Annotated in this window: 20 protein-coding genes; 5 read left to right on the forward strand and 15 right to left on the reverse strand. The window is 66.2% G+C overall.

What is annotated here, in order from left to right; genetic code table 11:
- Positions 1-869: 869 nt before the first annotated feature.
- Positions 870-2,036, forward strand: a complete 1,167-nt coding sequence (gene hemH / locus AAF604_19775) for a ferrochelatase (GenBank protein MEM7051916.1) — start codon at positions 870-872, stop codon at positions 2,034-2,036.
- On the opposite strand, the gene AAF604_19780 is transcribed toward hemH, so the two are convergent.
- The 14 genes from AAF604_19780 to AAF604_19845 all read right to left on the reverse strand — a co-directional run bounded on the left by AAF604_19780 (position 2,033) and on the right by AAF604_19845 (position 18,700).
- Positions 2,033-4,453 (reverse strand): leucine-rich repeat domain-containing protein, encoded by a 2,421-nt coding sequence (locus AAF604_19780; protein MEM7051917.1) that lies wholly within the window; start codon positions 4,451-4,453, stop codon positions 2,033-2,035. The two genes, hemH and AAF604_19780, sit on opposite strands and share 4 nt — an antisense overlap.
- 76 nt (positions 4,454-4,529) lie before the next feature.
- The gene (locus tag AAF604_19785) at positions 4,530-6,011 is read right to left on the reverse strand and encodes a P-loop NTPase fold protein (GenBank protein ID MEM7051918.1); all 1,482 of its coding nucleotides are present in this window, start codon (positions 6,009-6,011) and stop codon (positions 4,530-4,532) included.
- A gap of 134 nt (positions 6,012-6,145) precedes the next feature.
- A complete protein-coding gene (locus AAF604_19790) occupies positions 6,146-6,949 on the reverse strand; it encodes a hypothetical protein (GenBank protein ID MEM7051919.1) in 804 nt (267 codons plus the stop codon).
- A gap of 213 nt (positions 6,950-7,162) precedes the next feature.
- Positions 7,163-9,283 carry a sulfatase gene (locus AAF604_19795; GenBank protein MEM7051920.1) on the reverse strand — a complete coding sequence of 707 codons (2,121 nt, stop codon included), beginning with the start codon at positions 9,281-9,283 and terminating at the stop codon, positions 7,163-7,165.
- An 18-nt stretch (positions 9,284-9,301) separates the two neighbouring features.
- Positions 9,302-11,122, reverse strand: coding sequence for a glutamine--fructose-6-phosphate transaminase (isomerizing) (gene glmS, locus AAF604_19800; GenBank protein MEM7051921.1), 1,821 nt, complete (start codon positions 11,120-11,122; stop codon positions 9,302-9,304).
- Between the two features lie 4 nt (positions 11,123-11,126).
- On the reverse strand, positions 11,127-12,527 hold the full coding sequence (gene glmU, locus AAF604_19805) for a bifunctional UDP-N-acetylglucosamine diphosphorylase/glucosamine-1-phosphate N-acetyltransferase GlmU (GenBank protein ID MEM7051922.1): 1,401 nt from the start codon (positions 12,525-12,527) through the stop codon (positions 11,127-11,129).
- Complete coding sequence (gene yvcK / locus AAF604_19810; protein MEM7051923.1) at positions 12,524-13,498, reverse strand: uridine diphosphate-N-acetylglucosamine-binding protein YvcK; 975 nt, start codon at positions 13,496-13,498, stop codon at positions 12,524-12,526. The genes glmU and yvcK overlap by 4 nt, the downstream gene beginning before the upstream one ends.
- Positions 13,491-14,114: a hypothetical protein gene (locus AAF604_19815; GenBank protein MEM7051924.1), complete on the reverse strand. Its 624-nt coding sequence runs from the start codon at positions 14,112-14,114 to the stop codon at positions 13,491-13,493. The genes yvcK and AAF604_19815 overlap by 8 nt, the downstream gene beginning before the upstream one ends.
- Positions 14,115-14,141: 27 nt before the next feature.
- Positions 14,142-14,726 carry a GTPase domain-containing protein gene (locus AAF604_19820; protein ID MEM7051925.1) on the reverse strand — a complete coding sequence of 195 codons (585 nt, stop codon included), beginning with the start codon at positions 14,724-14,726 and terminating at the stop codon, positions 14,142-14,144.
- A gap of 81 nt (positions 14,727-14,807) precedes the next feature.
- Positions 14,808-15,302 carry a roadblock/LC7 domain-containing protein gene (locus tag AAF604_19825; protein ID MEM7051926.1) on the reverse strand — a complete coding sequence of 165 codons (495 nt, stop codon included), beginning with the start codon at positions 15,300-15,302 and terminating at the stop codon, positions 14,808-14,810.
- A 267-nt stretch (positions 15,303-15,569) separates the two neighbouring features.
- Complete coding sequence (locus tag AAF604_19830) at positions 15,570-16,046, reverse strand: Fe-S-containing protein (protein MEM7051927.1); 477 nt, start codon at positions 16,044-16,046, stop codon at positions 15,570-15,572.
- Between the two features lie 46 nt (positions 16,047-16,092).
- Entirely contained in the window at positions 16,093-16,257 is a 165-nt protein-coding gene (locus AAF604_19835) for a DUF5989 family protein (protein ID MEM7051928.1), read from the reverse strand.
- Between the two features lie 89 nt (positions 16,258-16,346).
- Positions 16,347-18,182: a carbamoyltransferase gene (locus AAF604_19840; GenBank protein MEM7051929.1), complete on the reverse strand. Its 1,836-nt coding sequence runs from the start codon at positions 18,180-18,182 to the stop codon at positions 16,347-16,349.
- Positions 18,183-18,238: 56 nt separating this feature from the next.
- A complete protein-coding gene (locus tag AAF604_19845; GenBank protein ID MEM7051930.1) occupies positions 18,239-18,700 on the reverse strand; it encodes a hypothetical protein in 462 nt (153 codons plus the stop codon).
- A gap of 199 nt (positions 18,701-18,899) precedes the next feature.
- Here AAF604_19845 and AAF604_19850 point away from each other — a divergent pair, with 199 nt between their 5' ends.
- Both AAF604_19850 and AAF604_19855 read left to right on the forward strand, forming a co-directional pair.
- Entirely contained in the window at positions 18,900-20,213 is a 1,314-nt protein-coding gene (locus tag AAF604_19850; GenBank protein ID MEM7051931.1) for a hypothetical protein, read from the forward strand.
- Between the two features lie 81 nt (positions 20,214-20,294).
- Positions 20,295-21,275 carry a P1 family peptidase gene (locus AAF604_19855; protein MEM7051932.1) on the forward strand — a complete coding sequence of 327 codons (981 nt, stop codon included), beginning with the start codon at positions 20,295-20,297 and terminating at the stop codon, positions 21,273-21,275.
- Between the two features lie 53 nt (positions 21,276-21,328).
- Here the strand turns inward: AAF604_19855 and AAF604_19860 are convergent, their stop codons facing one another.
- Entirely contained in the window at positions 21,329-22,051 is a 723-nt protein-coding gene (locus AAF604_19860) for a methyltransferase domain-containing protein (protein ID MEM7051933.1), read from the reverse strand.
- A 155-nt stretch (positions 22,052-22,206) separates the two neighbouring features.
- On the opposite strand from AAF604_19860, the gene AAF604_19865 reads away from it, so the two are divergent.
- Positions 22,207-23,886: a GGDEF domain-containing protein gene (locus AAF604_19865; GenBank protein MEM7051934.1), complete on the forward strand. Its 1,680-nt coding sequence runs from the start codon at positions 22,207-22,209 to the stop codon at positions 23,884-23,886.
- 63 nt (positions 23,887-23,949) lie between these two features.
- Positions 23,950-25,014, forward strand: coding sequence for a tryptophan--tRNA ligase (gene trpS, locus AAF604_19870; protein MEM7051935.1), 1,065 nt, complete (start codon positions 23,950-23,952; stop codon positions 25,012-25,014).

Below are 25,014 nucleotides of genomic sequence, written 5' to 3' on the forward strand. Positions count from 1 at the left end.
CTGCCGAGTGCTTGCCCTGCGGACGAAGGCTTCGCTCCACGCCGGCACCGCCGAGGCCTGCCGGCCTCTTGGTTTAGGCCAGCTCTCTTTTGAGAGGGGGAGGGAGGGGTGGGGTTGCACTTCGGGTCTTCAACTCGTGAGCTGAGGTTCGGTCGGATCACCGGAGCGGTTTATTAAGTTCCGATGCACCTGACGGTGCTGGCGCTGCGCTTCGCTGGTCGTCCGCGTCGGGAGGTCGGTGGCCTGCGGGTCGGCCCGCTCCAGACGGAGGCATAACTCGCCTAGCGGCTCTGACAGATGCCTCCGTTCTTCTTCCGCGGGCCTAGGGTCGGACTGCCGAGTGCTTGCCCTGCGGACGAAGGCTTCGCTCCACGCCGGCACCGCCGAGGCCTTCCGGCCTCGGTTAGGCCAGCTCTCTTTTTGGGAGGGGGGAGGGAGGGTGTGGTTGCACTTCGGGTCTTCAACTCTTGGTCGGGTTTTTACTACCGGCGCGGATCATCAGATTCCGCTGGCACCCACGGTCTGGGGGGATGTAACGGTGTGAGTTCGGAGGGGCTGGTTGGCCGGGCGCCTGAGCTCGTGGGCACCTGTGTTTGAAGTCCGACCTCAGGCCCGTGGAGGACGAGCGGAGGCATCTGTTTGAGCCGCTAGGCGAGTTATGCCTCCGCCCGGAGCGGGCCGTCTCGTAGGCCACCGGCAGATCCCACGGGCGTTCGGCGTCCGGATAACCAGCACCTTCGAACTCGGCGCATGCCCTCCCCAAGCGACGCATCGACTGGCACCGCCCGTCCCGAGGCACTAGACTTCGAGGGGCTCGGAGGGATGGCTCGAAGCCAGCGCTCCGCCGTTTTTTCCCTTGGAGAATTGTCATGCCGAAGTTCGTGGATGAGCCGGGTTTCGACCATTCCGAGATGCCCGCTGTCGGCGTCTTGCTGGCCAATCTGGGAACGCCCCAGGCTCCCACTGCCAAGGCATTGCGCCCCTACCTGCGCCAGTTCTTGTCCGATCCACGGGTGATCGAGGTTCCGAGGGTGCTGTGGTGGATCATCCTCAACCTGTTCGTGCTCACCACCCGGCCCAAGGCGTCGGCCGAGGCCTATGCGTCGGTGTGGGCCGACGAGGGCTCGCCCCTCTATGTCATCGCCAAGAAGCAGACGGCGGCGATCGAGAAGATTCTGCAAGCCGAGGTCGGCACGCCGATTCACGTCGCTCTCGGCATGCGCTACGGCCAGCCGGCGATCGCCAAGGCGCTGGCGGAGCTGCGCGAAAAGGGCTGTCGGCGCATTCTCTTCCTGCCGCTTTATCCGCACTACTCGGCCACCACCACCGCCTCCACCTTCGATGCCCTGGCGGCGGAGCTGATGACCTGGCGGCGGGTGCCGGAGCTGCGCAGCGTCTTCGGCTATCACGACGAGCCGGCCTATATTCGAGCGCTGGCCGACTCGATCCGCGAGGTGTGGACGAGAGACGGCGAGCCCGACAAGTTGCTCTTCTCCTACCACGGCATCCCGCTGCGCTACTTCAAGAACGGCGATCCCTACCATTGCCTGTGCCACAAGACCTCGCGCCTGGTGGCCGAGGAGCTCGGCCTCGACCGCGATCGCTATGTCGTCTGTTTCCAGTCGCGCTTCGGCCGCGAGGAGTGGCTCCAGCCCTACACCGACAAGACCGTCGAGGCGCTGGCGAGAGCCGAGATCGGCCGCCTCGACGTGGTCAGTCCGGCCTTCTCCGCCGACTGCCTCGAGACCCTTGAAGAGCTCGAAGAGCTCAACCGCGAGTTCTGGGTCGAAGCCGGCGGCAAGACCGAGGACTACCGCTACCTTCCTTGCCTCAACGATCGCCCGGATCACGTCCGCTTCCTGAGCGATCTCGTCCTGCGCAACCTCCAGGGCTGGATCCAGACCCCTGCGGAATGGGATCGCCCGGTCATCGAGGCCGAGATTGCGATCAGTCGCCAGCGCGCCGAAGAGATGGCCGCGGCGGGGGTGGAGGAAGATGCGGGGTACGGAGTGCCAGCGCGGTCAGGGGAAAGCTAGCTGGCTTCCTCTGAGGAGTTTTCGTCGAGGTAGAGGATTTTCAGGTTGGTAAGGTTTTGCAGTGGTGACGCGTCTTGGGTCTGGGTTCCGTCGAGGTAGAGGTTTTTCAGGTTGGCAAGGTTTTGCAGTGGTGACGTGTCTTGGATCTGGGTTCCGTTGAGGGTGAGGAATTCCAGGTTGGTAAGGTTTTGCAGTGGTGACGCGTCTTGGATCTGGGTTTCGTCGAGGTAGAGGTTTTTCAGGTTGGTAAGGTTTTGCAGTGGTGACGCGTCTTGGATCTGGGTTCCGTCGAGGGTGAGGAATTCCAGGTTGGTAAGGTTTTGCAGTGGTGACGCGTCTTGGATCCGGGTTTCACTGAGGTAGAGGATTTTCAGGTTGGTAAGATTTTGCAGTGGTGACGCGTCTTGGATCAGGGTTGCACTGAGGTCGAGGGTTTTCAGGTTGGTAAGGTTTTGCAGTGGTGACGCGTCTTGGGTCTGGGTTCTGCCGAGGTTTGCCTTTTCGAGGGAGGTGTCTGAGGCGAGTCCATTCCAGGGCGAGTTGTCGAATACGGCCGCCTTTGCGATCAGCAAGTCGATAGCTCGAGATTCCGGAATCATGAAGAATTCAGCTTCTTGAAGCTTGAGCTCCCGTTCCCAGCAGGCAGCCCAGGCTTCTTCGCGAAGCGATCGCGAAAACCCCGAATGCACGTCGGTGGAGACTTCGGCGAGAAGTTGTGCGCGCACTTCGCTCTGACGGTCCTTTGCCGTTCGAACGGCCTCGAAGCTCAGGCCGAAGAAGAAATCGAGAAGCAGCTTGCGCCAGGCTTCGTTGTCGGCCAGCATGCCGATCAAGAGAGACAGGGTTTCGAGCCAGGCGATCTGGTCGGGATAGGAGGCGAGCTTCCGAGATAGGTGGGTCGAAGGCTCTCGAGCTTCGATGGGCCAGTCGGGCAGGGTCACAAAGCGCAGCAGATGGACCGCGGCAAAGTACTCCTGGAAGGAGAGGTGACTGAAGGCGTAGACGCCCTTGCCTCGCGGCAGTAGCAGGCCGCTGCGCCGGCCGATGTAGTCGAGGAAGGCGTCGGCCACCCTCTCGGCATCGTCGAGTCCGGAGGCGTGCATCTCATCGACTAGCCAGTCGAGCACCTGGGCTTTCTCGAGCAGAATGCCACCGGGATCGTTTTCGTCTTCCGCGGCGGTGCCGCGCAGGCGCTGCATCTCGAAACCCACCCGGCCGAGCCAGCGTTTCTTCTGCTCGATCGAGAACGGCTGTCGGGAAAGATTGTAGAAGGTGTCGATGGTCTCGAGGTAGGCCTCGGCGATCTTGTCGTAGAGGCGCGGGCGGCCGTCGGGCAGGTCGAGCTCTTTGCGAAAGATCAGTGCAATCAGAGTCAGTAGGTTGGGGACCCGGGCGATCGCCAAAAGGTTGGGCCGCTCGCATAGGGCCTTCCAGAGGCTTTCGGCGGAAGCGCGGGAGGCGGCGTTGGCTTGAGTCCGCTGGTCGAACCAGAGTCGAGCAAAGGTCTGAACGGCGCGATCCGAGAACGGGCTCAGGTAGCGCAAGGTGGCCACCGGTTGGTGCGACTCTGGTCCGAGCGCCTCGACCGAGGGCTGAGTGATTTCGAGCTGATGAGGCCTGCGTGGCGGATCCTTGGCCAGGTCTTCGCCGGCGAGCTCTTCGTCCCCCCTCACGGTCCATGAGACCTGGTGGAAGGGCACGCTGTCGTAGCCCACCGCCCGCGAGGTCAGCAGCCAGCGGCAAGCGGGGTAACGCGCCATTCCTTCGAGGGCGGCTCGGCGCAGCGCCTCGCGGGTGGCGTCGCCGGCGAGTTCGTCGAGGCCGTCGAGAAGAAAGTACGCTTGGCCCCGGTCGAGAAATTCCTGCACCTCTGCGCCGAGAGGGCCAAGAGCCTTGGCCACCGGCTGGTTCAGAAAGGAGCTCCAAAGAGACTCCCAGGTGACCTTTGCCGTCAGCCGCAGCTCGCGCAGCACGATCGGGATGGGCAGCAGGGGACCGAGGTTCTGGACCCAGGCATTGCTCTCCGGCCCGGCGAGGCAGCGCGCGATCCAGCTCACCAAGGTGGACTTGCCACTCCCCGGATCGCCCAGCAGCACCAAGCGAGGATGGGCGACGACCTCATTGAGAAGCTTGTGGCGCTCGAGCTTCGAGGTCGCCAGCTCCTCTGGCGCCAGGTGGCGGGAGCACAGCTCCGGCTCGACGAACAGGCGCTCGGAGCGAATGTCGATGTCGTCCTGGTACTGCGGCAAGCTGACGAAGCGAATGTAGCCGTGCCATTCCTCGACATCGCGGAAATATCGGAGGAAACGCCGGTGCCGGAAGGGATTGACGAAATCTTCCGCGCGAGGATCCGCGATCGGCGGTGCCTGGGGGGCCGAGTGAGGGCGATAGTGCCGCACGGGCCGTTCTTTCACCATGGTGAGAGTCTATCTCCCGCCGTCTTGCCATTCGTCTTGGCGTGCCGTCCAGGTAGGGCTTGGCCGATGCCGTGGCTCAATCGAGCAGGGCCTCGATGACCGCTTCGTCGAGGTCGCCGATCTCGAACAGCAAGCGCTGAATGCGGAACAGGTTGAAGGCCGCCGGGTCGGCGATGCAAGGCTGCCAGTCAAGTCGTGGTGTCGGGGCACTGGGATCGACGACCAGGCGCTCGTGGGTCGGCTGTAGACCGCGCAGCACCTCGGGCGGATCATCTCGGCTGCCGGTCGCCTTTTCTCCCTCGGGAGTCGGTGGCTCCGCCGGGTTCTCGCACCAAGAGAGAAGCTGGGAGTAGAAGAACCGCTTTTGATCGCGCAGGATGCGGTAGAGCACTTGGTGGTAGGTGTAGAGGTAGGCGAAGGCGATGGTGATCGCCGCCCAGGGCTCGACGCTGGATGGGAGACTGGTTGCGATGGGCTCCTGCTGCGCTGTTGCGTGCACTTGCTTCAGGTGCCCCCTTCGCCGCCCGATGAGGTTGGCAAAGGCCTTGATGCGTCGGGGAATCGGTGGCAAGCAGCCGTAGTGCTGGACCACCGCGCAGAGGGGGTCGATGATCTCGGCTTCCTCTCCTGCTTTTTCGAGGAGATCGCGCAACATTTCGTGGGGCCGGGCCACCAGCGGTAGGTGCCAGATATTTTGGCAGATCTTCTCGATGTACTCGTGGGCTTTGTGGCGGTGCGCCGGCTTCGCCTTTCCGTCTTCTCCCGGCTTGACGAAGCTCAGGTGGGGTGCGATGGCCTCCTCGATGATCTGTTGGTTCATGCCGAGGACGAAAACGCAGCTCGGCAGGTTGAGGTAGATCTTGATTCCTTCGAGGAAGCGGTAGGCCATCTCCGGCTCACAGCGGTCGAGGTCGTCGACCAGGATGACCAGGCGCCGCGGTTTTCCCTGGTGGCGGCCGAGCAGAGCGCCAACCGCCGCCTCGAGCTGCTCTCGGGCGACGTGGGAGGGGAGCTTCACGGCCAGATTCTCGCGCTCCCATTGCTCCCCGGCCTCTTGGATCTTGGAGGCCTGGATGCCGATCATCTTCGTGATGTCCTCGAGCGCCAGCAAGGCACTGCGTACCGCTGTCGACCCGAGATTGGCTGCCTTGCGGCGGGCCTTGGCGGTCCACGATAGGTGGGCCCGCATCTCATGAAGCAGCGGCACGATCGGTACCTCTTCGTGCTGATACCGCCAGGCTTCGAACCACACCACCGTGACCGCCTTCTGGAAGGTGATTCCTGGCTCGTCGAGGCTGAGATCAGGGCTGGCGAGGCGCGCCTCCTCCAGTTCAGCCTTCGCTGCCTTGACCTCGTGGTCTGGCTGTTGTGGGCAGTTTCCCGTCAGGTACCAGTGGAGGCCGTGGAGGAAGCTGGTCTTGCCGACGCCCCAGTTGCCGTGGATGCCGAACACCTGGGGCGGCGCGCAGTCTGCGACCGCATGGCCGATCTCGGAGACCAGGCGCCAGGCGCTCGGCCCTCCGAAGAGGATCGGCTCGTCGTTGTGAAGAAAGCTCATCGGGCCCCTCCCGAGGGCAAAGAGATGTCTCGCTGAGATAAGGAATATAGCAAGGTCTCTTTTGTCTGGGCCGTTGAGTGAGGCCCCGACTCCCGTCAGGGCCTCTAATCGCTCATTACTTCGGTTGCAGCTCGCTAGTTCCTCACTTCCCAGGGCACTTCGGCGCTGACGAAGTCGAGGTCGAGGTCGAGGGTTTCCTTCGGTCCAGGGCCCTGTCGGTCGGTGTTCTCGAAGGCGATGGCGACGGAGATCGGCAGGCGCGAGAAGTAGGTGCCGTTGTTCGAGCCGGTGCGGGAGACGACCATCTTGCCCTTCTGGCCGGGCACCAGCGGGCCGCGGGCGATGACGTCGAAGCGCTGCGTGATGCGACCGTTGCCGTAGGTGACGGTGATCGGCTTGATGCTCTCGAGGGACAACGACACCAGCTCGATGGTGGTGCTGCGCACGTCGCCGATGGCGTCGAAGGTCATGTCGTTGCCGCGCAGGACGATGGTGTCGATGTCTTCTTCCTCCTCGTCGAAGGGCATCGGGTTGGTGGAGGAGAAGTGGCCGACGCCGTCGGCGCAGTGGCGGCCGAACTTGGTGTCGTCGGAGACGTCCTTGCAGGGGCTGTTGTCCATCGTGCCCGGCTCGAGGCCGAGGCTGCCGGTGGCGAGGCCCTCGAAGAGCACCCGCACCGGGTAGGCGATGGCGTCCGACGGCAGGCAGTCGCCGCCCACCCGAACACAGCCGAAGAAGCCCTCGGGGATGGTCTCGTCGGCGAGGCCGGCGATGTAGAAGAAGCTGTAGCCGTCCGGCGGGGTGATGAACATGTCGTAGCCGGCGGAGACGGTGAGGGTGCTGCTCGAGCCCTGGCGCTGGGCGCTGGCCGGCAGGGCGGCGAGGCAGAGACAGATCGCGATCAGAAGAACGGGGTGGAGACGAGAAATTCTGGACATGGTTTCTACTCCTCGGGTTCGAGTTCGTTTTCCAGGCGCCCGGATCGGGGCGGGCAGTTTCGGGTTGACAAGGAGTCAACGAACTCGGGTCCGTGAAGTGCTCACGGTCCGTGAGGATTTCTGATCAGGACAGCCGAAAGCGGTCCTGCGGCAGGGCAGAGCCCGCGGCCGGAATCTCTTGCGTCTTCTGCCGAAAGCAGTCGCTGTGCTGCCCTACTGGAGGTAGCCGAGGGCCCTCAACTTGGTGATGTGGTTCCACTCGAGGTAGGTCGAGTCGAGAACGTCTTCGCCGGCACGCAGCTCGCGGCGCAGGGCGTCGCGCTCCTCTCGTTCGGCGAGGCCGAACTCGTAGAGGCGAGCGGCGATCTCGGGGTGCTCGGCGATGCGGTCGTGCTCTTCCGCGGGGTCTTCGTCGAGGTTGAAGAGCTCGCGCGGAATCATCGGATCTTCCGGCACGATCAGCTTCCAGGGGCCGCGGCGCACCGCCCAGCGCGGTGGTCCGTAGAGCAGGCCCTCGGCGACCAGGGTACGGCGCGGTGGCCGCTCGCCGGCGAGCACCGGACCGAGGTCGATGCCTTGGGTGCGTGGGCCGTCGATCTCGAGGAGGCCGGTGAGGGTGGGGAAGAGGTCGGCGAGCTCGACGGCGTCGTCGATGCGCCGGGGCTTGAGCCCCGGGGCCTTGAGCAGACCCGGAACCCGCAGCAGCTCTTGGTAGTGATGGTTGCCGTGGTCCTGATCGCGATAGTCGTGGCTCTGGAAACGGCGGAAGCGTTCCCAGAAAGTCTCGCCGTGGTCGCTGACCACCAGCAGAATGGTGTCGTCGGCCAGATCGAGCTCTTCGAGGCCGGTGAGGAAGCGGCCGATCTCGCGGTCGGTGGTGGCGATCTCGGCGCGATAGAGACCCTGGATCCAGGTGCGGTCCTTCCACTCCGGATAGGGCCGGCGGATCAGCGAGCAGCCGATGTCGCCCTGGTAGCCGCCGGCGAAACCACGGGTCACCCGCTGGCAGTCCTCCGCCGCTGGGCTGTAGGGATGGTGCGGCCCGAAGAGGTGGAGGAAGAGGAAGAAGCTCTCGTCCTGGAGGTCGATCATGCGCGCCAGGGCGCGGTCGATGATGGCTTCGTCTTCGCCCTGCACGATGGCGTACTCGTCGAAGCCGCGGTCGAGGCCGAAGGAGGGCACCAGGTAGACGTTGTTGTAGATACCGACGGTGCGATAGCCGTTCTGGGACAAGGTTTGGGCGAGGGTCGGCACGCTGCCCATCAAGCCCGTCGGGGCATAGTTGCCGAGCAGCCGGCCGGCGCCGTGGGTCTGCGGGTGGAAGCCGGTGAGCAGGGTGGCGGTGCTCGGCAGAGTCCAGGGGCTGGGGGCCAGCATCTGGTCGAAGACCACCGATTCCTGGGCCAGGCGATCGAGATTGGGGGAGAGGTCCATCTCGTCACCGTAGAGGCCGAGGAAGTCGGCCCGCAGGGTGTCGATCACCAGAACGACGACATTCGGCCTCGTCGCCCGCTGGCGCGTCGGGCGTAGAGTCGGTCCCCCCCACAGGGCGGTGCCGTCGGGCAGCGGACGGTCTTTGTTCTTGACCTTGGCCTCGAAGATCAGCCGCATGCCCGGTCGCAGCTGCACTTCGCGGCGGAAGTTGCTCCAGCCGCCGGCGTTGCCACCCTCGAGGCTGGCATCCATCCACACCTCACCGTCCTCCGTGAGCACCCGGAACCGACCCTCGATGCCCTGCCGGTTGAAGCGCGGCAAGATGCCGTAGCGGGTCTCGAAAAAGGCGCTGGTGGGCACGTCGTCCGGCAGCGTGATCTCGCTGCGTTCACTACCCGGCAGCACCGGCACCGAGATGCCGCCGAGGGCGGAGGTCCGGTGACGGCCGGAGGAGCCCAGGGCGGTGACTTCGAGGGCTTCGAAGGTTCCGCTGCTGGTGGCCCAGGTCATGCGGTGGACGTGGCCCGCCCAGTAGGCCTCGCGGCTCAGGTCGACCTCGTAGAGGTGCTCTTCGCCATCCGGGTTGACCGGAAAGCTGAGGGCGCGATAGCGCGGCGTCTTCGACTCGTTGGAGAGCTTCCAGGTCAGCTTGACGAGCTCGGCATCACCGCGGCCGCGAATCCTCAGGCGGTCGTAGCGCACCGCCGAGAGATCGACTTTGGTGGCTCGCGGATCGGTGTCGAAGCGCTCGTGGTTGAGGAAGGTGAGGGGCTGAGGCGCCTCCCGAGAGTCGACCTCGGCGAGGCGAATCACCGGCCCCGGTGGTGTTCCACAGGCGAGAAAGAGGAGGGCGCAAAGGACCCCGGCGGGCGCGAACGCTCGGTTCAAGAGGCGAAGCATGGCGTTGGGGCAGCGCTCTTATTCGACGGTGACGCTCTTGGCCAGATTGCGCGGCTGATCGACGTCGGCACCGCGCCGAACGCCGATGAAGTAGGCCAGGAGCTGCAGCGGAATGACGTTGACGATCGGTTGCAGCAAGCGGGGCATGCGCGGCACCTGGATCACCGCATCGGCGACCTCGGAGAGCTCCTCCGGCGAGCGATCGGTGATCGCGATGACCTTGCCGTCGCGCGCCTTGACCTGCTGCATGTTGCTCCAAACCTTGTCGAAGACGCGATCGCCGGTGGCGATCGCCACCACCGGCACGTCTTCGTCGATCAAGGCGATGGGGCCGTGCTTCATCTCGCCCGCCGGGTAGCCCTCGGCGTGGATGTAGGAGATCTCCTTGAGCTTGAGGGCGCCCTCGAGGGCGATCGGGTAGTTGACCCCGCGGCCCAGGTAGAGGAAGTCCTCGTGGCGCATGAACTGTCGTCCGAGGGCTTCGATCGACTCCTCTTGGCGCACGATCTCGTCCACCGCCTGGGGCAGGTGAGCCAGCCCCTCGGTGTGCTCCGGCGAGCTCTCCAGACCGCGGAGCTGGCGCAGATGAAGGCCGAGGAGATAGAGGGCGACGAGCTGAGTGGTGAAGGCCTTGGTCGAGGCGACGCCGATCTCCGGGCCGGCGTGGGTGTAGATCACGCCATCGCTGATGCGCGTCGCCTGGCTGCCGAGGACGTTGCAGATCGCCGCCAGATGAGCGCCGCGCTCTTGGGCCGCCTCCATCGAGGCGAGGGTGTCGGCGGTTTCGCCGGACTGGGAGATGCCGATGGCGAGCACCCGGTCATCGACGATCGGGTCGCGATAGCGGTACTCGGAGCCGTAGTCCACCTCGACCGGGATGCGGGCCAGGTCCTGGATCATGAACTTGCCGACCTGGCCGGCGTGCCAGGAGGTGCCGCAGGCGACGATGTGGATGCGCTCGATGCGGCGCAGGGTCTCCGGCGAGAGGCCGAAATCGTCGAGCTCGGCGGTGCCGCGGACAAAGTCGACGCGACCCGCGAAGGTGTCCTGGAGGGCCTGCGGCTGCTCGTGGATCTCCTTGAGCATGAAGTGCTTGTAGCCGCCCTTTTCGATCTGGATGGGGTCCCAGTTGAGGCGCTGCACGGGGCGGTCGACGACCTCGCCCTCGGGCCCGAAGACGGTCATGTCGCCGGGGGTGAGGCGAGCGAGATCGCCGTTCTCGAGGAAGATGACGTCGCGGGTATGGCTCAGCAAAGCGGCCGGGTCCGAAGCCAGGAACTGCTCTGCTTCGCCGAGGCCGAGCACCAGCGGCGGCCCCTGCCGGCCGGCGACGATCTCCTGGTCGGCACCCACCGCCATGACGGCGAAGGCGTACATGCCCTCGAGCTCGCGGCGCGCCGTCGAGACGGCGGCGACCAGGTCCCCCTGGTAGTGGCTCGACACCAGGTTGGCGATGACCTCCGTATCGGTCTCGGAGCGAAACTCCCAGCCCTGCTCCTGCAGCCGCTGCTTGAGGGGCAGGAAGTTCTCGATGATGCCGTTGTGGATGACGGCGATGCGGCCCTTCGCATCGAGCACCGGGTGGGCATTGCGCTCGTTGGGAGCTCCGTGGGTCGCCCAGCGGGTGTGGCCGAGGCCGAAGGAGCCTGCGATCGGCCGGTCCGAGAGCTTCTCGACCAGCCGGTCGAGCTTGCCTTCGGCCTTGAGGGTGGCGATGTGCCCGTTGTGGGCGACGGCGATGCCGGCCGAGTCGTAGCCGCGGTACTCCAGGCTGCGCAGGCCTTCGATCAGCAGGGGGACCACCTCGCGGTGGCCGACGTATCCGACGATCCCGCACACGGTGTCACTCCTCCTTGCGATGTTTGCGGGCCTGGCGCTCGCGCCAGCCGGGAATGTTCTTCTGACGCGCCCGACCCACTCCCAGGGCGCCCTCGGGCACCTCCTGGTGAATCACCGAGCCGGCGGCGGTGGTGGCTTCGCGGCCGACCTCGACGGGCGCCACCAGCATGGTGTCGCTGCCGACGAAGGCGCCCTCGCCGATCACCGTGCGGTGTTTGCCGTAGCCATCGTAGTTGCAGGTCACGACGCCAGCGCCGATGTTGGCTCCGGCGCCGACCTCGGCGTCGCCGAGATAGGCCAGGTGACCGGCCTTGGCGCCGGGTCCGAGATGGGCGTTCTTGACCTCGACGAAGTTGCCCACCCGGCTGCCGGCGGCGAGGTGGGCCTTGGGGCGCAGGCGGCTGAAGGGGCCGATCTGGACCTGGGATTCGACCCTCGCCTCCTCGAGCACGCTGTAGGGGCGCATCACGGTGCCGTCTCCCACCTGGCTGTCGCGTAGCCAGCACCCGGCGTGAATCTCACAACCGGCGCCGATGGCGGTCTCGCCGAGCAGATGGACGCCGGGATGGAGAACCGTGTCGACGCCTACCTGGACCGCCGCCTCGATCACCGTCGACGCCGGATCGAGCACGGTGACGCCGGCTGCCATCAGGCGCTCCGCCTGGCGGGCGAGGAGGGCTTGGTGAACCTGGGCCAGGTCGCTCCGGCTGTTCACCCCCAGGGCTTCCGCCGCATCGTCGAGGGTGAGCAGGGCGACCGATTTGCCGTCGGCGCGGGCGACCCCCGGGGCGTCCGTCAGATAGAGCTCTCCCTGGGCGTTGTCGCTGCCGATGCGGCGCAGGAAGTCGAAGGTTTCAGGCGCCGGCAGAGCGTAGAAGCCGGTGTTGACGGTGCGTACCGCGAGCTCTTCGGGACTGGCGTCGGCAGCCTCGACGATGCGGTCGAGGGTGCGACCTTCGGCATCGGCCGCGAGCACCCGGCCGAGGGATCCCGGTCGGTCGAGATCGGCCACCGCCAAAGAGCCCCAGAACCCGCCGCTCTCCACCCGCTGCGCCAGGGCGTCGAGGGTGGCGGCGGTGACCAGCGGGGCGTCGCCCGGCACCACCAGGAGGGTGGCCGGGCCCGAGATCTCCGATTCGGCCTGGGCGAGGGCGTGGCCGGTGCCGCGCTGCTCGCGCTGCAGGACCCAGGTGATGTCGTCGCCGTGGATCTCCTCCTTCACCTGTTCCGCGCCGTAGCCGACGATCACCAGGATGCGCTCGCAGCCGGCTTCGCGGGCGGCGGCGAGGGACCAGCCGAGGAGGGAGCGTCCGGCGGCGCGGTGCAGCACCTTCGGTCGTTCGCCGCCCATGCGGGTGCCGCGGCCGGCGGCCAGGATGACGGCGATGCGGGGAGGATGGCTCATGGCGATTTCTCGAGCAGGCCGGGCAAGAAGGCGGCCAGTTTCTCCGGATCATGACGGATCAGGTCGCCGTCCGCCAGCAGATCCGTGGCGACGACCTCGACGCCGATGCTCTCGAAGGCTCCGTGGTCGACCGTGACCGGATGGGAGCCGCTGTCGGCGTAATAACGCAGAACTTCGGCCGAAGGTTGGCGAGAGTTGGTCAAAACCGTGTCGATCAGCGATTCCCCGGCGAGATTCTGGATCGCCTGCAGGTGACCGATGCCGTCGAAGCCGTCGGTCTCGCCCGGCTGGGTCATCAGGTTGAGCATCAGAATCACCCGCGCCGAGCTTTGCTGGATGGCGTGGCGAATGCCCGGAATCAGCAGGTTCGGCAGGATCGAGGTGTAGAGAGAGCCGGGGCCGAGCAGGATGAGATCGGCTTCCCGCAGAGCCTTCACCGCCGGCGGAAAGGCCGGCGGCGTGGCCGGATCGAGCATCACCGCCGCCATCGGCTCGCCGGAGGTGCCGATGGCCGACTCCCCCTCGTAGCTGCGGCCGGAGTGGCCGCGGGCGCGTAGGCGAACGTCCTGCAGCGTCGCCGGCAGAATGCTGCCGCGTACCGAGAGGATCGACTCGGCGGTCAGGATCGCTTGGTAGAAGTCGCCGGTGATGCCGGTCAAGGCGGTCAAGAAGAGGTTGCCGAAGGAGTGGCCGGTGAGGCCGGCGCCGTTCGGGAAGCGGTACTGGAAGAGCCGCGCCAGCAGATCCTCGTCATCCGCCAGGGCGACGATGCAGTTGCGGATATCTCCCGGCGGCAGGACACCGAACTGCCGTCGCAGGCGGCCCGAGGAACCGCCGTCGTCGGTCACCGTGACCACCGCCGTCAGGCGGGACGCCTCCTGCCGCTTGAGGCCACGCAGCAGGACGGCGAGGCCGGAGCCGCCGCCGACCGCCACCAGGGAGGGGCCGTCGGTCGGCCGCGGGTCACTCAAGCTCGAACAGGTGGGCGTAGTCGCCGGTGGCGCGCAGGTCGTCGAAGTCCGAGTCGTGGAATGCGTAGACCCGGTTCTTGGGATTCATCTCGACGGCCTGCTCGAGCAGCGAGCCCGCCGCCTCGTCGCCGGAAGCCGCTTTGACGGCGGCGGCGAGGTAGAGGAAGCGCTCGTCCTTCTTCAGGCGGTCCTTCTCCTCGCACAGGGCGAGGGCCGCTTGGTGATCGCCACGGTTGTGGTTCCACACCGCCAGCAGGAAGGGGTCCTCCTCCTTCGGGCCGGCGGCGAGGCGACGCTCGGCGACCCCCAGGAGCTGGCGAGCGCGCTCGGCGAGCTCCGGCTGGTCGCTCTCGGAGATGATCTTCTCGAGCAGCGCCGAGGCCTTCTTCCAGTCTTCCTTGTAGAGGCGCTCGAGGGCGTCTTCGTAGACCGCCAGCAAGGGGTCCGCCGCCACCTGCTCGGGTTTGCCGTCCTTGGTGGTCAGGCCGAGATCGAGGAGCTTGGCGGTGACCTGATCCGCCGCGACGTCGAAGCGCTGCACGAGCTCGTCGAAGGTCTTGGTCTTGGCGTAGCGGTTGAGGTACTTGATTTCCGAGTCTTGCCAGGTTTTTGACATCGTTCGTTTCCCAGGGTTCAGGAGGAGCTAGCGCTTGCGCAGCTCGATCAGGATCTGCTTGGCGACGGACTTGAGGGTGTCGAAGACACCGACGCCGGTGGTCGCGACCGCTTCGAAGGTGGGCTCACGCTTGAAGTTGAGGGTGCGGTACATCTTGTCCACCGGATCCGCCGTCGGGAGATCCCGCTTGTTGAATTGCAGAGCGTAGGGGATCTCGCGGAGATCGAACCCGTGCTCCTTGAGGTTGCTTTCGAGGTTGCGGATGGACTCGATGTTGGCCTCCATCCGTTCGCTCTGGCTGTCGGCGACGAAGACGACGCCATCGACCCCTTTGAGGATCAGCTTGCGGCTGGCGTCGTAAAAGACTTGCCCGGGCACCGTGTAGAGGTGGAAACGCGTCTTGAAGCCGCGAATGGTGCCGAGATCGAGGGGCAGGAAGTCGAAGAACAGGGTGCGATCGGCCTCGGTGGCGAGGGAGATCATCTTGCCCTTCGCTTCCGGCGCCGTCTTGTTGTAGATGTACTGGAGATTGGTCGTCTTACCCCCGAGGCCGGGGCCGTAATAGACGATCTTGCAGTTGATCTCTTTGCTGGCGTAATTGATGAAAGTCATGCTCGCAGCCTCGAATCACTCTCGACAGGCGTGGAACCTGCCCTTTCCGGAGAGCGCCGGCGCACCCGCGGTTGGATTGCCCTAGTCGCTGAACAGGGCGTCGATGTCTTCGTCGGTGATTTCGGCGAAGGGGCTCGCCTGGACCTGATCGGCGACCTCTTCCTTGCCTTTTGCCATCATGGAGTCGAAGATCCGCTCCATCTCGCTGCTCGCCCGCTTGACCCGCAGGCGCACCAGACCGAGGGACGACCGGTCGTCGAAGATGACCACCAGGATCGCCCGCTTGGCGACGATGGAGATGTGGATGTGGTCCTGCAAACCCTCGTGGAAGAGGACCGAGAACTCACGCTCGCCGATCAGCTTGGCGAGGCCATCGGTGGCGGCGACGTTGCCCGCCGTCAGGGACGCCAGTGAGGTGGTGTCGAACTGCTCGATTTCGCCGGTGGCGGCGATCTGCTGACCGTTCTTGTCGATCAGGAACACAGCACGGCCGTGGGCGTCATGCCGCAGCCGGCGCAGAGCCTCTTCGAGGTGTTGGAACTCCTCCTCGTAGAGTACGAAATCCGTCGATACCATTGGCGTTCCCTTTCCCGTCGCGCAAGACCGGCTAAAAAGGCCGGTAAAACCGTGACTCTACAGTATTTCCGTGCCTCGGCAAAGCCGGTGAGCGATTTCCGCGGGGGCTCCGGCGCCCCCTCGCCGACGCGGCCCGAGCCACTACCGGCAGATCTTGCGGTGCGACTGGCCAGGCCTCAGTCCTCGCCGGCTCTTGCCGCTACCCCATGGTCCTGCAGACGAACGTCGGCTGCCGGTCCCCGATTCCGCTGTGCCCGGAGCTTTCCGCTAGCGGAAGTAGCGCCAGCCACGCAGCACTTCGTCCTCGGCCAGCAGGAGCAGATCGCCCTCCACCCGATGAGCCACCGGCACCGGCTTGCAGCCGCCGCCGCCATCGTTGACCTCGGCGAGGCGGAAGGCCTTGTCACAGACTCGGCACACCATCCATTCGCCGCTGTGCTCGTACCCGCGCTTGCGCTTGAAGCAGATCTCGTTGGCGTCGAAGGCCACCTGAACCTGACCTTCGCCATCGCGACCGACGAAGAACTTGACCTCCTGATTGCCCCAGTTCAGGAAGCGGTAGAACTTCACCTGCTCGTTGGCGAGCTGCGAGATGTCGATGCGCACGAACCCATCCTGATCCGGCGCGACGCGGGTGTAAGGCGAGCGGTCGGCGAGGCCGTAGTCGGCAACCAGGACCACCGCCATGATGGCGGCCAAGATCAGCAATGCGTGCCAGGGGCGTAGGCGTTTCATGACGGTCATGGTCGGCGATCGGCCGGGCGCCGACAGGACGCTTCCGGCGCGCTACCTAGAACAGGGTGTAGATGAACGGCGCGGTCACCTCGCTGGTCACCACCAGCAGGACGACCAGTCCGAGCACGAGGAAGAAGGGCACCATCCAGTACACCTTGTTCTCACGGGCGAAGTCCCAGACTTCCTTGAACAGAGATCCCACGTAACTCAGCTTGCCCATCGTTCTCGTCTCTCTCCCGCGGCGAGTCTACCGCAGACTTGGTGCCCGAATCGCCAGCTGGCAGGCTGCTGAAAGTCTCTACCTGACGGCTAGTCGAGGGGGTATTCGGCGCGCCAATCCTCGCGGTCCGGCACTTCCGGCTGATCGCCCTTGGCGAGCAGAAAGGAGCCCAGGACCAAAAAGTCCATCTCCGTACGCATGAAGCAGCGGTAAGCGTCCTCGGGAGTGCATACGATCGGCTCGCCGCGCACGTTGAAGCTGGTGTTGACGATCACCCCGCAGCCGGTGAGCTGCTCGAACTCGCGGATGATGGCGTGGTAGTCGGGGTTGGTCTCGGCGCTGACGCTCTGGATCCGCGCCGAGTAGTCGACGTGGGTGATGGCGGGGATCTCCGAGCGCGCCCGGTTGACCCATTCGCGCAGGTCGAGGTCGCGCTCGTCGCCCTCGGCGGCGCTGCGAATCTCGTCCTGAACGCCGGCCACGATCAGCATGTAGGGAGAGGGCTCGTCGAGGTCGAAGTACTTGTTGACCCGCTCTTCCATCACCGTCGGGGCGAAGGGACGGAAGCTCTCCCGGTACTTGATCTTGAGGTTCATCACCGACTGCATGGTCTTCGACCGCGGGTCGCCGATGATCGAGCGGTTGCCGAGGGCGCGGGGACCGAATTCCATCCTCCCTTGGAACAGGCCGACGACGTTCTCGCCGGCGATCTGCTCGGCGATGGCGCGCGGCCGCTCTTCGGCACCGAGCTCGCGGTAGGGATAGCCGCGGGTATCGAGGAAGTCGCGGATCTCGTCGTCCGAGAAGGTCGGACCGAGCTGGGCGCCGGCCATGGAGTCGCGGCGGCCATCGGGCCGGCGCTCCTTGCCGAGGGCGTTGTACCAGATCGCCAGGGCCGCTCCGAGGGCGCCACCGGCATCGCCCGAGGCGGGCTGGATCCAGAGCTGGTCGAAAATGCCCTCGCGCAGCAGGATGCCGTTGGCGACGCAGTTGAGGGCCACGCCGCCGGCCATGCAGAGGGCTTTCTTGCCGGTGACCTCGCGAGCATGGCGGGCGAGGCGCAGCACGGCCTCTTCGGTGACCTCCTGGACCGAGCGGGCGAGATCCATCTCGCGCCGGCTGATCGGCGACTCCGGCTCGCGGGCAGGGCCGCCGAAGAGGTCGGCGAACTTGGCATTGGTCATGCGCAGCCCGGAGAGGTAGCCGAAGTACTCCATGTTGAGACGGAACGAGCCGTCTTCCTTGAGGTCGATCAGGTGGTCCTTGATCTGCTGGGTGTAGCGTCCCTCGCCGTAGGGTGCCAGGCCCATCAGCTTGTACTCGCCGGAGTTGACCCGGAAGCCGGTGAAGTAGGTGAAGGCGGAGTAGAGCAGACCGAGGGAGTGCGGAAAGCGCAGCTCCCGGATCAGCTCCAGGCGGGAGCCCTCACCGACGCCGATGGTGGTGGTGGCCCACTCGCCCACGCCATCGAGGGTGAGCACCGCCGCCTCCTCGAAGGGCGAGGGGTAGAAGGCGCTGGCGGCGTGGGACTCGTGGTGCGGCGTGAACAGGATGTCGCCGGCGCTCTCGATGCCGCACTCGGCGAGGGACTCTTCGATGCGTGGCGGGATCCACAGCTTCTCGCGCAGCCACAGGGGAATCGCTTGCGAGAAGGACTGGCGGCCGCGCGGCGCCACGCCGAGGTAGGTTTCGAGGATGCGGTGGAACTTGAGCAGCGGCTTGTCATAGAAGACGACGTGGTCGATCTCGTCGCCTTTCTGAATTCCGCCTTCGGCGAGGCAGTACTCCACCGCCCGCGACGGGAAGCCGGCATCGTGCTTGCGGCGGGTGAAGCGCTCCTCCTGCGCCGCGGCGACGATCTCGCCGTCCACCAGCAGGCAGGCGGCGGAGTCGTGGTAGTAGCAACTGATCCCGAGAATCTTCACGGCGGCTCCCTCATCAGATGGGCTGGACTCGATTCGATGCGGCTTTTAAAAGGGCTCTAAAACTGTCGGCGGTAGGGGTCGAGGGACGCTTCCGCCTGTTCGGTGGTCTCCCAGTAGCTGGTGCGCTCGGCGTCGGCGCCGTGGGTGATGCGCGAGCCGCCGGTCACGCGCAGCAGGAAACCCGCCGGAGTCACCATCAGGTAGTAGAGCAGCGTCATCAGGATCCAGGTCACCGCCTGGGCCACCCACTGGGCGAACACCGCCAATCCATGGGAGACGGCGCGGTAGGCGGTGTTCGGTGCCACCAAGGCGAGCAGGAGCAGGGTGGCGGTGATTCCCGCCACCACCATGCCGAAGACCGGCTTCCACAGGAAGATCAGCGCGGCGACGGCGAAACCGATGACGGCGCGGACGATGCCCTCGCGGCGGAGGTTGTGTTCGGAACGTTCTGGCGGCGCGGGATGACGCCAGTTCCAGACGACCGCAGAAACCGGGCTTTGCGGAGATGTTTCCGGCATGGTTCGAGCTCTCGGAATGTCCGTTGGTCACGGGAGATGGAGATCGCCCGTCGGGCCTGGGCCGTATGTTACTCGAAGTTGGCCGAAACTGGCCTTGAATTGCACAAATTCGGTTGCAAAATATGGCAAAATACACTACGGTTTATTTCCAGCCTGGTCCTCTTGCCGAGGGTTTCAGCCACAGGAGGTTGTTGCACTGATGAAGAACGCGATTTGTGGGATTGTGGTGTGCTGTGCTTTCTTGCTTGCGGCGCCGGTTTGGGCCGACGGCGTCTATGTTCCGGTGGCGTCTGGGACGCCGATTGACGGCGAGACGATCCGGACCAACATCTTCGTGACCAACGAAGGTGCCGAGGTCCGTCGTTTTCGGACACGGTTCGTTCCCACCAACACCGACGGAACGCCGCCCGAGAACGAGGAAGAGGTCGGCACCCTGATGTCGATCAACCCCGGGGCGACGGTGCGCTTGCAGAGCATCGTGCCGGACGGAGCGACGGGCATGCTCGAGCTCGACAGCGCTCCTCAGCTGAGCTTTTCCGCCCAGCTCGAGCGGGTGACCCCGGACGGCTTCTCGGTGGCCACCGGCACCATGCCGATCGTCGGTCGCGATCAGGTGGCCAATGCCGGTGAAACCCGCCGTGTGCTCGGTCTCAAGCGTTCGCAGGCGGGCGCCCGCTCGGATGTCGGCGTGATCTCCTTCGGGACCGAGCCGGCGCAGTGTGACCTCACCCTCTACCGTTCCGATTCGACCCGCATCCAGCAGACCGCGGTCATCGTCGTGCCCCCCCTCGGCCATCGTCACTTCGATGGTGCCCTCGGCATCCTCGGGGAAGAGAGCGTCGGCGACGTGCGGATGGACGTCAAGTGCTCGCAGCCTTTCTTCGCCTACGGCGTGACCCGTGACGCCGAGCCCACCGGCATCGCCTTCCACGCCGCCACCGTGAGCGGCGCGGACCGCGTCGGTCCGGGAGCTCCGGGGTCGGTCGGCATTCTGCGCCGCGAGGGCGAGTTCTTCGTCAGCACCAGCAGCAACCCGGTGCTCAGCATTCCCCTCGACAATCTCGAGGCCGGAGTGCAGTACTCGCTGGTCACCTTCGAGTTCGATATGCGGATCGAGCGCTACCGTGGGCCGCTGTTCAACACCGTGTTCAACTTCGTGCGTAACGGCGGCCCGCTCTATGCGGCGCTGTTCGTGCGGGGCGATCGCGACAAGACCATCCTCGATCTCGGCAACGAGCGCGAAGTGCAGGGTCCGACCAACTGGTCCGAGCGCGCCAACTTTCGCGTCGAGTTCACCTACGACACGGCGCAGCGGGTGGCGACCTTGCTGGTGTTCCGCGGCGGCAGCCTGATCCAGCAGGTGTCCGGCGGCATCACCAACCCGGTGGTGGTCCACAACGGCGAGGGCATCAACCTCATCTTCGGGCTGTCGCGGGTCTTCGACAACGCCTTCTACCCGCCCATCGGATGGCGCTTCTCGAACCTCGAGGTTCAGGGCTTCCCGGTGCAGTGAGGCCCTTGTCCGAGCGACCGCAGTGCAGGCCGGCCCTTCTCGGGCCGGCCTTTTTCATGGAGTCGCGGAAGGACGCAGCCGATGGCTGAGCTGCCGACGCCGTCCGCCGAGCTGACGATCCCCGGAGTGACCCTCGGCCACGGCAGCGACCTGGCCGGCGGCACCGGGGTCACCGTCATCCTCTGCCCGGCGGGGGTGATGGCCGCCGCCGAGGTTCGCGGTGCCGCTACCGGGACCCGGCAATTCGATTCCCTGGTGCTGGCTCAGCACGTCGCCAGCCGGGCCCACGCGGTGGTGCTCGCCGGCGGCAGCGCCTTTGGCCTGTCGGCGGCGGATCCGGTGTCCGATTGGTTGGTGGAGGGTGGTCATGGCTTCGCCACCGAGCTCGGGGTCATCCCGATCGTGCCGACGGCGATCCTCTTCGACCTCGGGGTGGGCGATCCGGCGGCGCGGCCCGGGACAGCGTTGGTCCGAGAGGCCCTGGAGACGGCAGCGGCAGGCACCATCGCGACCGGCAATGTCGGAGCCGGCACCGGGGCCACCGTCGGCAAGGCGCGGGGAATCGAGCACGCCATGAAGGGCGGCTTCGGCTTCGTGGCGCTGACGCCGGAGGGCGGCCCGACGGTGGCGGCGGCGGTCGCCGTCAACGCTTTCGGAGACGTTCGCGATCCCGACAGCGGCCGACTGCTGGCCGGCTGTCGCCGAGATGGCTCGCCGCCCTCCCTTGCCGGTGCCGAGGCGGTGCTGGCAAATCTCCCGGCGGATCCCTTCGATCCCTGGCAAGGCAACACCACCCTGGCGGTGGTGATGAGCGATGCCGCCCTTTCGAAAGACGCCGCCCTGATGGTCAGCCGGATGGCCTTCGGGGGCTTCCATCGCGCTCTGGCGCCGGCCCTCACGCTCTACGACGGTGACCTGGTGGTCACCCTCTCCTGCGGTACCCGTCGAGCCCACGTCAACCAGATCGGGACCTTGGCCGAGCGCGCCGTCGGTCTGGCCATCGCGGCAGCCGCTCTCGACGCCGAGGGTCTCGCCGGTCTGCCGGCGGCGCGTGACCTCTGACCTCGGGCCAGCGGTCCAATCCTCAGGTTCTCGCGGCGCTCAGCCCGAGGAGTTCAGCTCGCGGCGCCCGGCGCCTTCGCCCGGCCCGCCGCGCCGGTTTTGGTCGGAATCACCAGGCAGAAGCGAAAGGGAAAGCGCCGCCGGACCTCGGCGCCCTGGTAGACCGTGGCCCAGCGCCTGAGCTCGGCGAGGGGCCAGCTCTGGCGTACCGACAACCGCCCATCGTGGCGGGTGACGGCGCAAACTCCGAGGAGCGGAAGCAGCAATCGCACCAGCAGCGCGGCCAGCCAGTTGCGGCGGAGGTCGACCACCACCGCTCCGCGACGCGCAACCCGGTTCATCTCGGCCACGACGGCGCGGTTCGCCGGGCCGTCGAAATGGTGAAAGAACAGACTCGAGAGAGTCCAATCACAGGCTGCGTCGGCGAACGGTAGATGGCGGGCATCGGCCACCACTCGGAGCTGGTGGTGTCCCGCCCGGCGACCGAAGAGGAGGTGCCCGAGCTGGCGGTCGACCCCGATCGCCCGCACCGCGATGCCGCGCCGTCGAGCGGCGCGGGCCAAGCGTGCGGCGGTCTCTCCCGAACCGGTCCCGAGGTCGAGAACACACAAATCAGGTGGTCCCTTCGTCCACAGGGGGAGCAGACTCCGGCGGACGGGCTGAAAGCCGAAGAGCACTCGATTGACCCGGCCGAGTCCGCGCAGGGCGCGCTCGCGGGCGGCGGGATCGAGGCTGGCGCTGTCGAGGATTTCTTCCTCGAGGGGTTGGGAAAACACGTCGTCGCGAGTCTATAGAGATAAGGACCACGAACGAACCACCGCGAACGCCCGAAGAAATGAACCACATCCCGCCACCGGTCGTCCGGCCGTTTCGCTCGACCGGCAATCCGTTGCCTCGCCTGGCTGGTACCATCGCCTTGGTCGAAGAGCGGATGCGCGAACCTTTCAGGCTGCGTGCCTTTCTCGTGACGGTCCTGCCGCCGCTGGTCGGGGTCTCGTTGTTGACCGTTCTGGGATGGCGTCGAGCCCTTTCCCTGGACGCCGAGGCCCCGCTCTGGCTCTGGCTGGTGCTCGCCTTGGTGGCTTCCTGCGCCTCGGTGCACCGCCCCCTGGGAGGACGGACCCTCGGGGTCGGGGCGGTGGCGGTGGCCAGTCTGGCGGTGACCTTCGGGCCCGTCGGAGCCGCCGTCGGAGCCGGTCTGGCGGTGTTTCTCGGCGGTCTTGTCAACGGTCGCATCGGAGGGCTGGCGGGGGTCAGCCTGCCGCACCACGGTCGCGCCGCGCTGCGCGCCGCCATGGCGGTCCTCTTCGCCACCTGGCTGGCGTCGGGGCCGTTGGCCCTGCTCCTCTACCTGCTCGCACAGCTCACCATCATCGCCGCTGATCGCTTGCTGCACGCGGCCCAGCCCGGGCAGGCCTGGCGGCGATTGGTCCGCCGCCAAGACCTGGCTCCCTTCGCCCTCGACGGGGTGGCCTGGATCGTCGGTCTGGGAGCGGCTCGGTTGCTCCGCCCGGAGCATCACGGCGCACTTCTCCTGCTGCTGGCGGCGGTTGCCGGCTTGGCCCTCGAAGCGGCGCGCAACGCCTATCTCTACCGTGGCGCCAGTCATCGCCTGGCCGGTTTGGGGCGGGTGCGCAGGGCGGCGGAGCGCATGATCGGCCCGGTGGTCGAGCTCGATGCCGTCATCGACCGGATTCAGGTCGAGTGTCGCGAGGTGGTGGCCTGCGAGTGGTTCGTTCTCGAGATCACCGGCGAGGAGGGTAGTCAGCGCCGTTGGGGGGCGGGGCCGGACGGCGCTCTGGTGGAAGGGAAGATCATCCCGACGCCGCACCCACCGCCGATCCCCGGGGTCCATCGGCGCTCCGACTGGCGAGTTCTCGATCGCTCCCTGGGATCCCGCGAGGGTATCTCCGCCCGTCTGCGCGTGTGGTGCGATCCGCGCCGTCTGGTGGCCGATCAGCTCGAGCTCTTCGATGCCCTGCTGCCCCAGATGTCGGCGTCCCTGCATCAGGCCTTGCTCGATCGCGAAGCGCGCGAGGACCCGCTCACCGGCGCTGCCGTGCGGCGAGTGCTCGAGCGGCGTCTGGCGGAGGTCTACCACCGCGCCTGCGACGGCGGCGGCGCCTTCGGCGTCATCCTGTGCGATCTCGATCACTTCAAGCGCATCAACGACACCTACGGCCACGCCGCCGGCGATCAGGCCTTGATCGCCGTGGCGACGGTCCTGGCCTCCTTCAAGCGCACCAACGACGTCTTCGCGCGCTACGGTGGCGAGGAGTTCGCCCTCCTGCTGGCGGATATCGAGGGTCATGCCGCCCTCGCCATCGCCGAGCGCCTGCGGCAACAGGTGGAGGAGATCGATCTCGAGATCGAGGGGCACCGTCTGCCCCTGCGGATGAGCGCCGGCGTGGCGGTTTTTCCGGAGCTCCACATCAAGACCGCGAGCGAGATCTTCTTGCTCGCCGACGAGGCTCTCTACCGGGCCAAGGACGAAGGCCGCAACACCTGCCTGCTCCATCTCGGCGGGGGTCGTTTCCTGCACCCCAGCGGCCGCGTCGTCGGGTCCCCCGAGCCGGTGGCGCCGGCCGAGCCGCCGCAGCTCTTCGCCTGACCGCGCCCCGCCCTTCCCTCTTCCCTTGGAGCGTGCTGGCGCCTCGGCTATCCTTTGCCGACCATGACCACCCAGCGAATCCTCACCGGTGATCGGCCCACCGGCAAGCTCCACCTCGGCCACTACGTCGGCACCCTGGTGAATCGGGTGCGGTTGCATCAGGAGTACGAGACCTTCCTGATCATCGCCGACACCCACATGTTGACCACCAAGAATCGCCGCGACGACATCGTTGCCAGCGCCGACAACGCGCGCCACCTGGTGCTCGACTGCCTGGCGGCCGGTATCGAGCCCGGGGCGGTGACCTTCTACCTGCAGTCGGCCATTCCCGAAGTTGCCGAGATGAACCTGATCTTCCAGAACCTGGTGACGGTGCCACGTCTCGAACGCATTCCCAGCCTCAAGGAGATGGCGGCCGGCGCTCAGAAGGCGGAGATGCCCTACGGTCTGCTGGGCTATCCGGTGCTGCAGGCGGCGGACGTCCTGTGCGTGCGCTCGCACCTGGTGCCGGTGGGCAAGGACAACGCCGCCCACATCGAGGTGACGCGCGAGATCGCACGGCGCTTCAATCATCTCTACGGCGAGGTCTTCCCGATTCCCGAGGTGATGATCGGCGACGTGCCGAGCCTGGTGGGGACCGACGGCCAGGCCAAGATGAGCAAGAGCCTCGGCAACGCCATCTTCCTCTCCGACGACGCCAAGACGGTGCGCAAGAAGGTGATGTCGATGTACACCGATCCCAATCGCGTGCGGGCCGACATTCCCGGCACCGTCGAAGGTAATCCGGTGTTCGCCTATCACGATGCCTTCAATCCGGACACCGCCCAGGTGGACGCCCTCAAGGCGCGCTATCGCGAGGGCAGCGTCGGCGACGTCGAGGTCAAGGAGCGTCTCGCCGAGGCCCTCGAGGCCTTCCTGGCGCCGATCCGCGAGCGCCGTGAGCGCTTCGCCTCGCAGACCGGCCTGGTCGACCAGCTCATCTTCGAGGGCACCCAGAAGACCCGCCAGGAAGTCCAGGCGACGCTGCTGGCGATGAAGAAGGCGATGGGCTTGACGCAGGTCTGGAACAGCGTCCGTCGCAAGGCCGAGAAGTACGCCAAGAAGCAGGCCAAGGCCAGCCAGGCGTGA

Source organism: Acidobacteriota bacterium (genome assembly GCA_039028635.1).
Taxonomy (GTDB): domain Bacteria; phylum Acidobacteriota; class Thermoanaerobaculia; order Multivoradales; family JBCCEF01; genus JBCCEF01.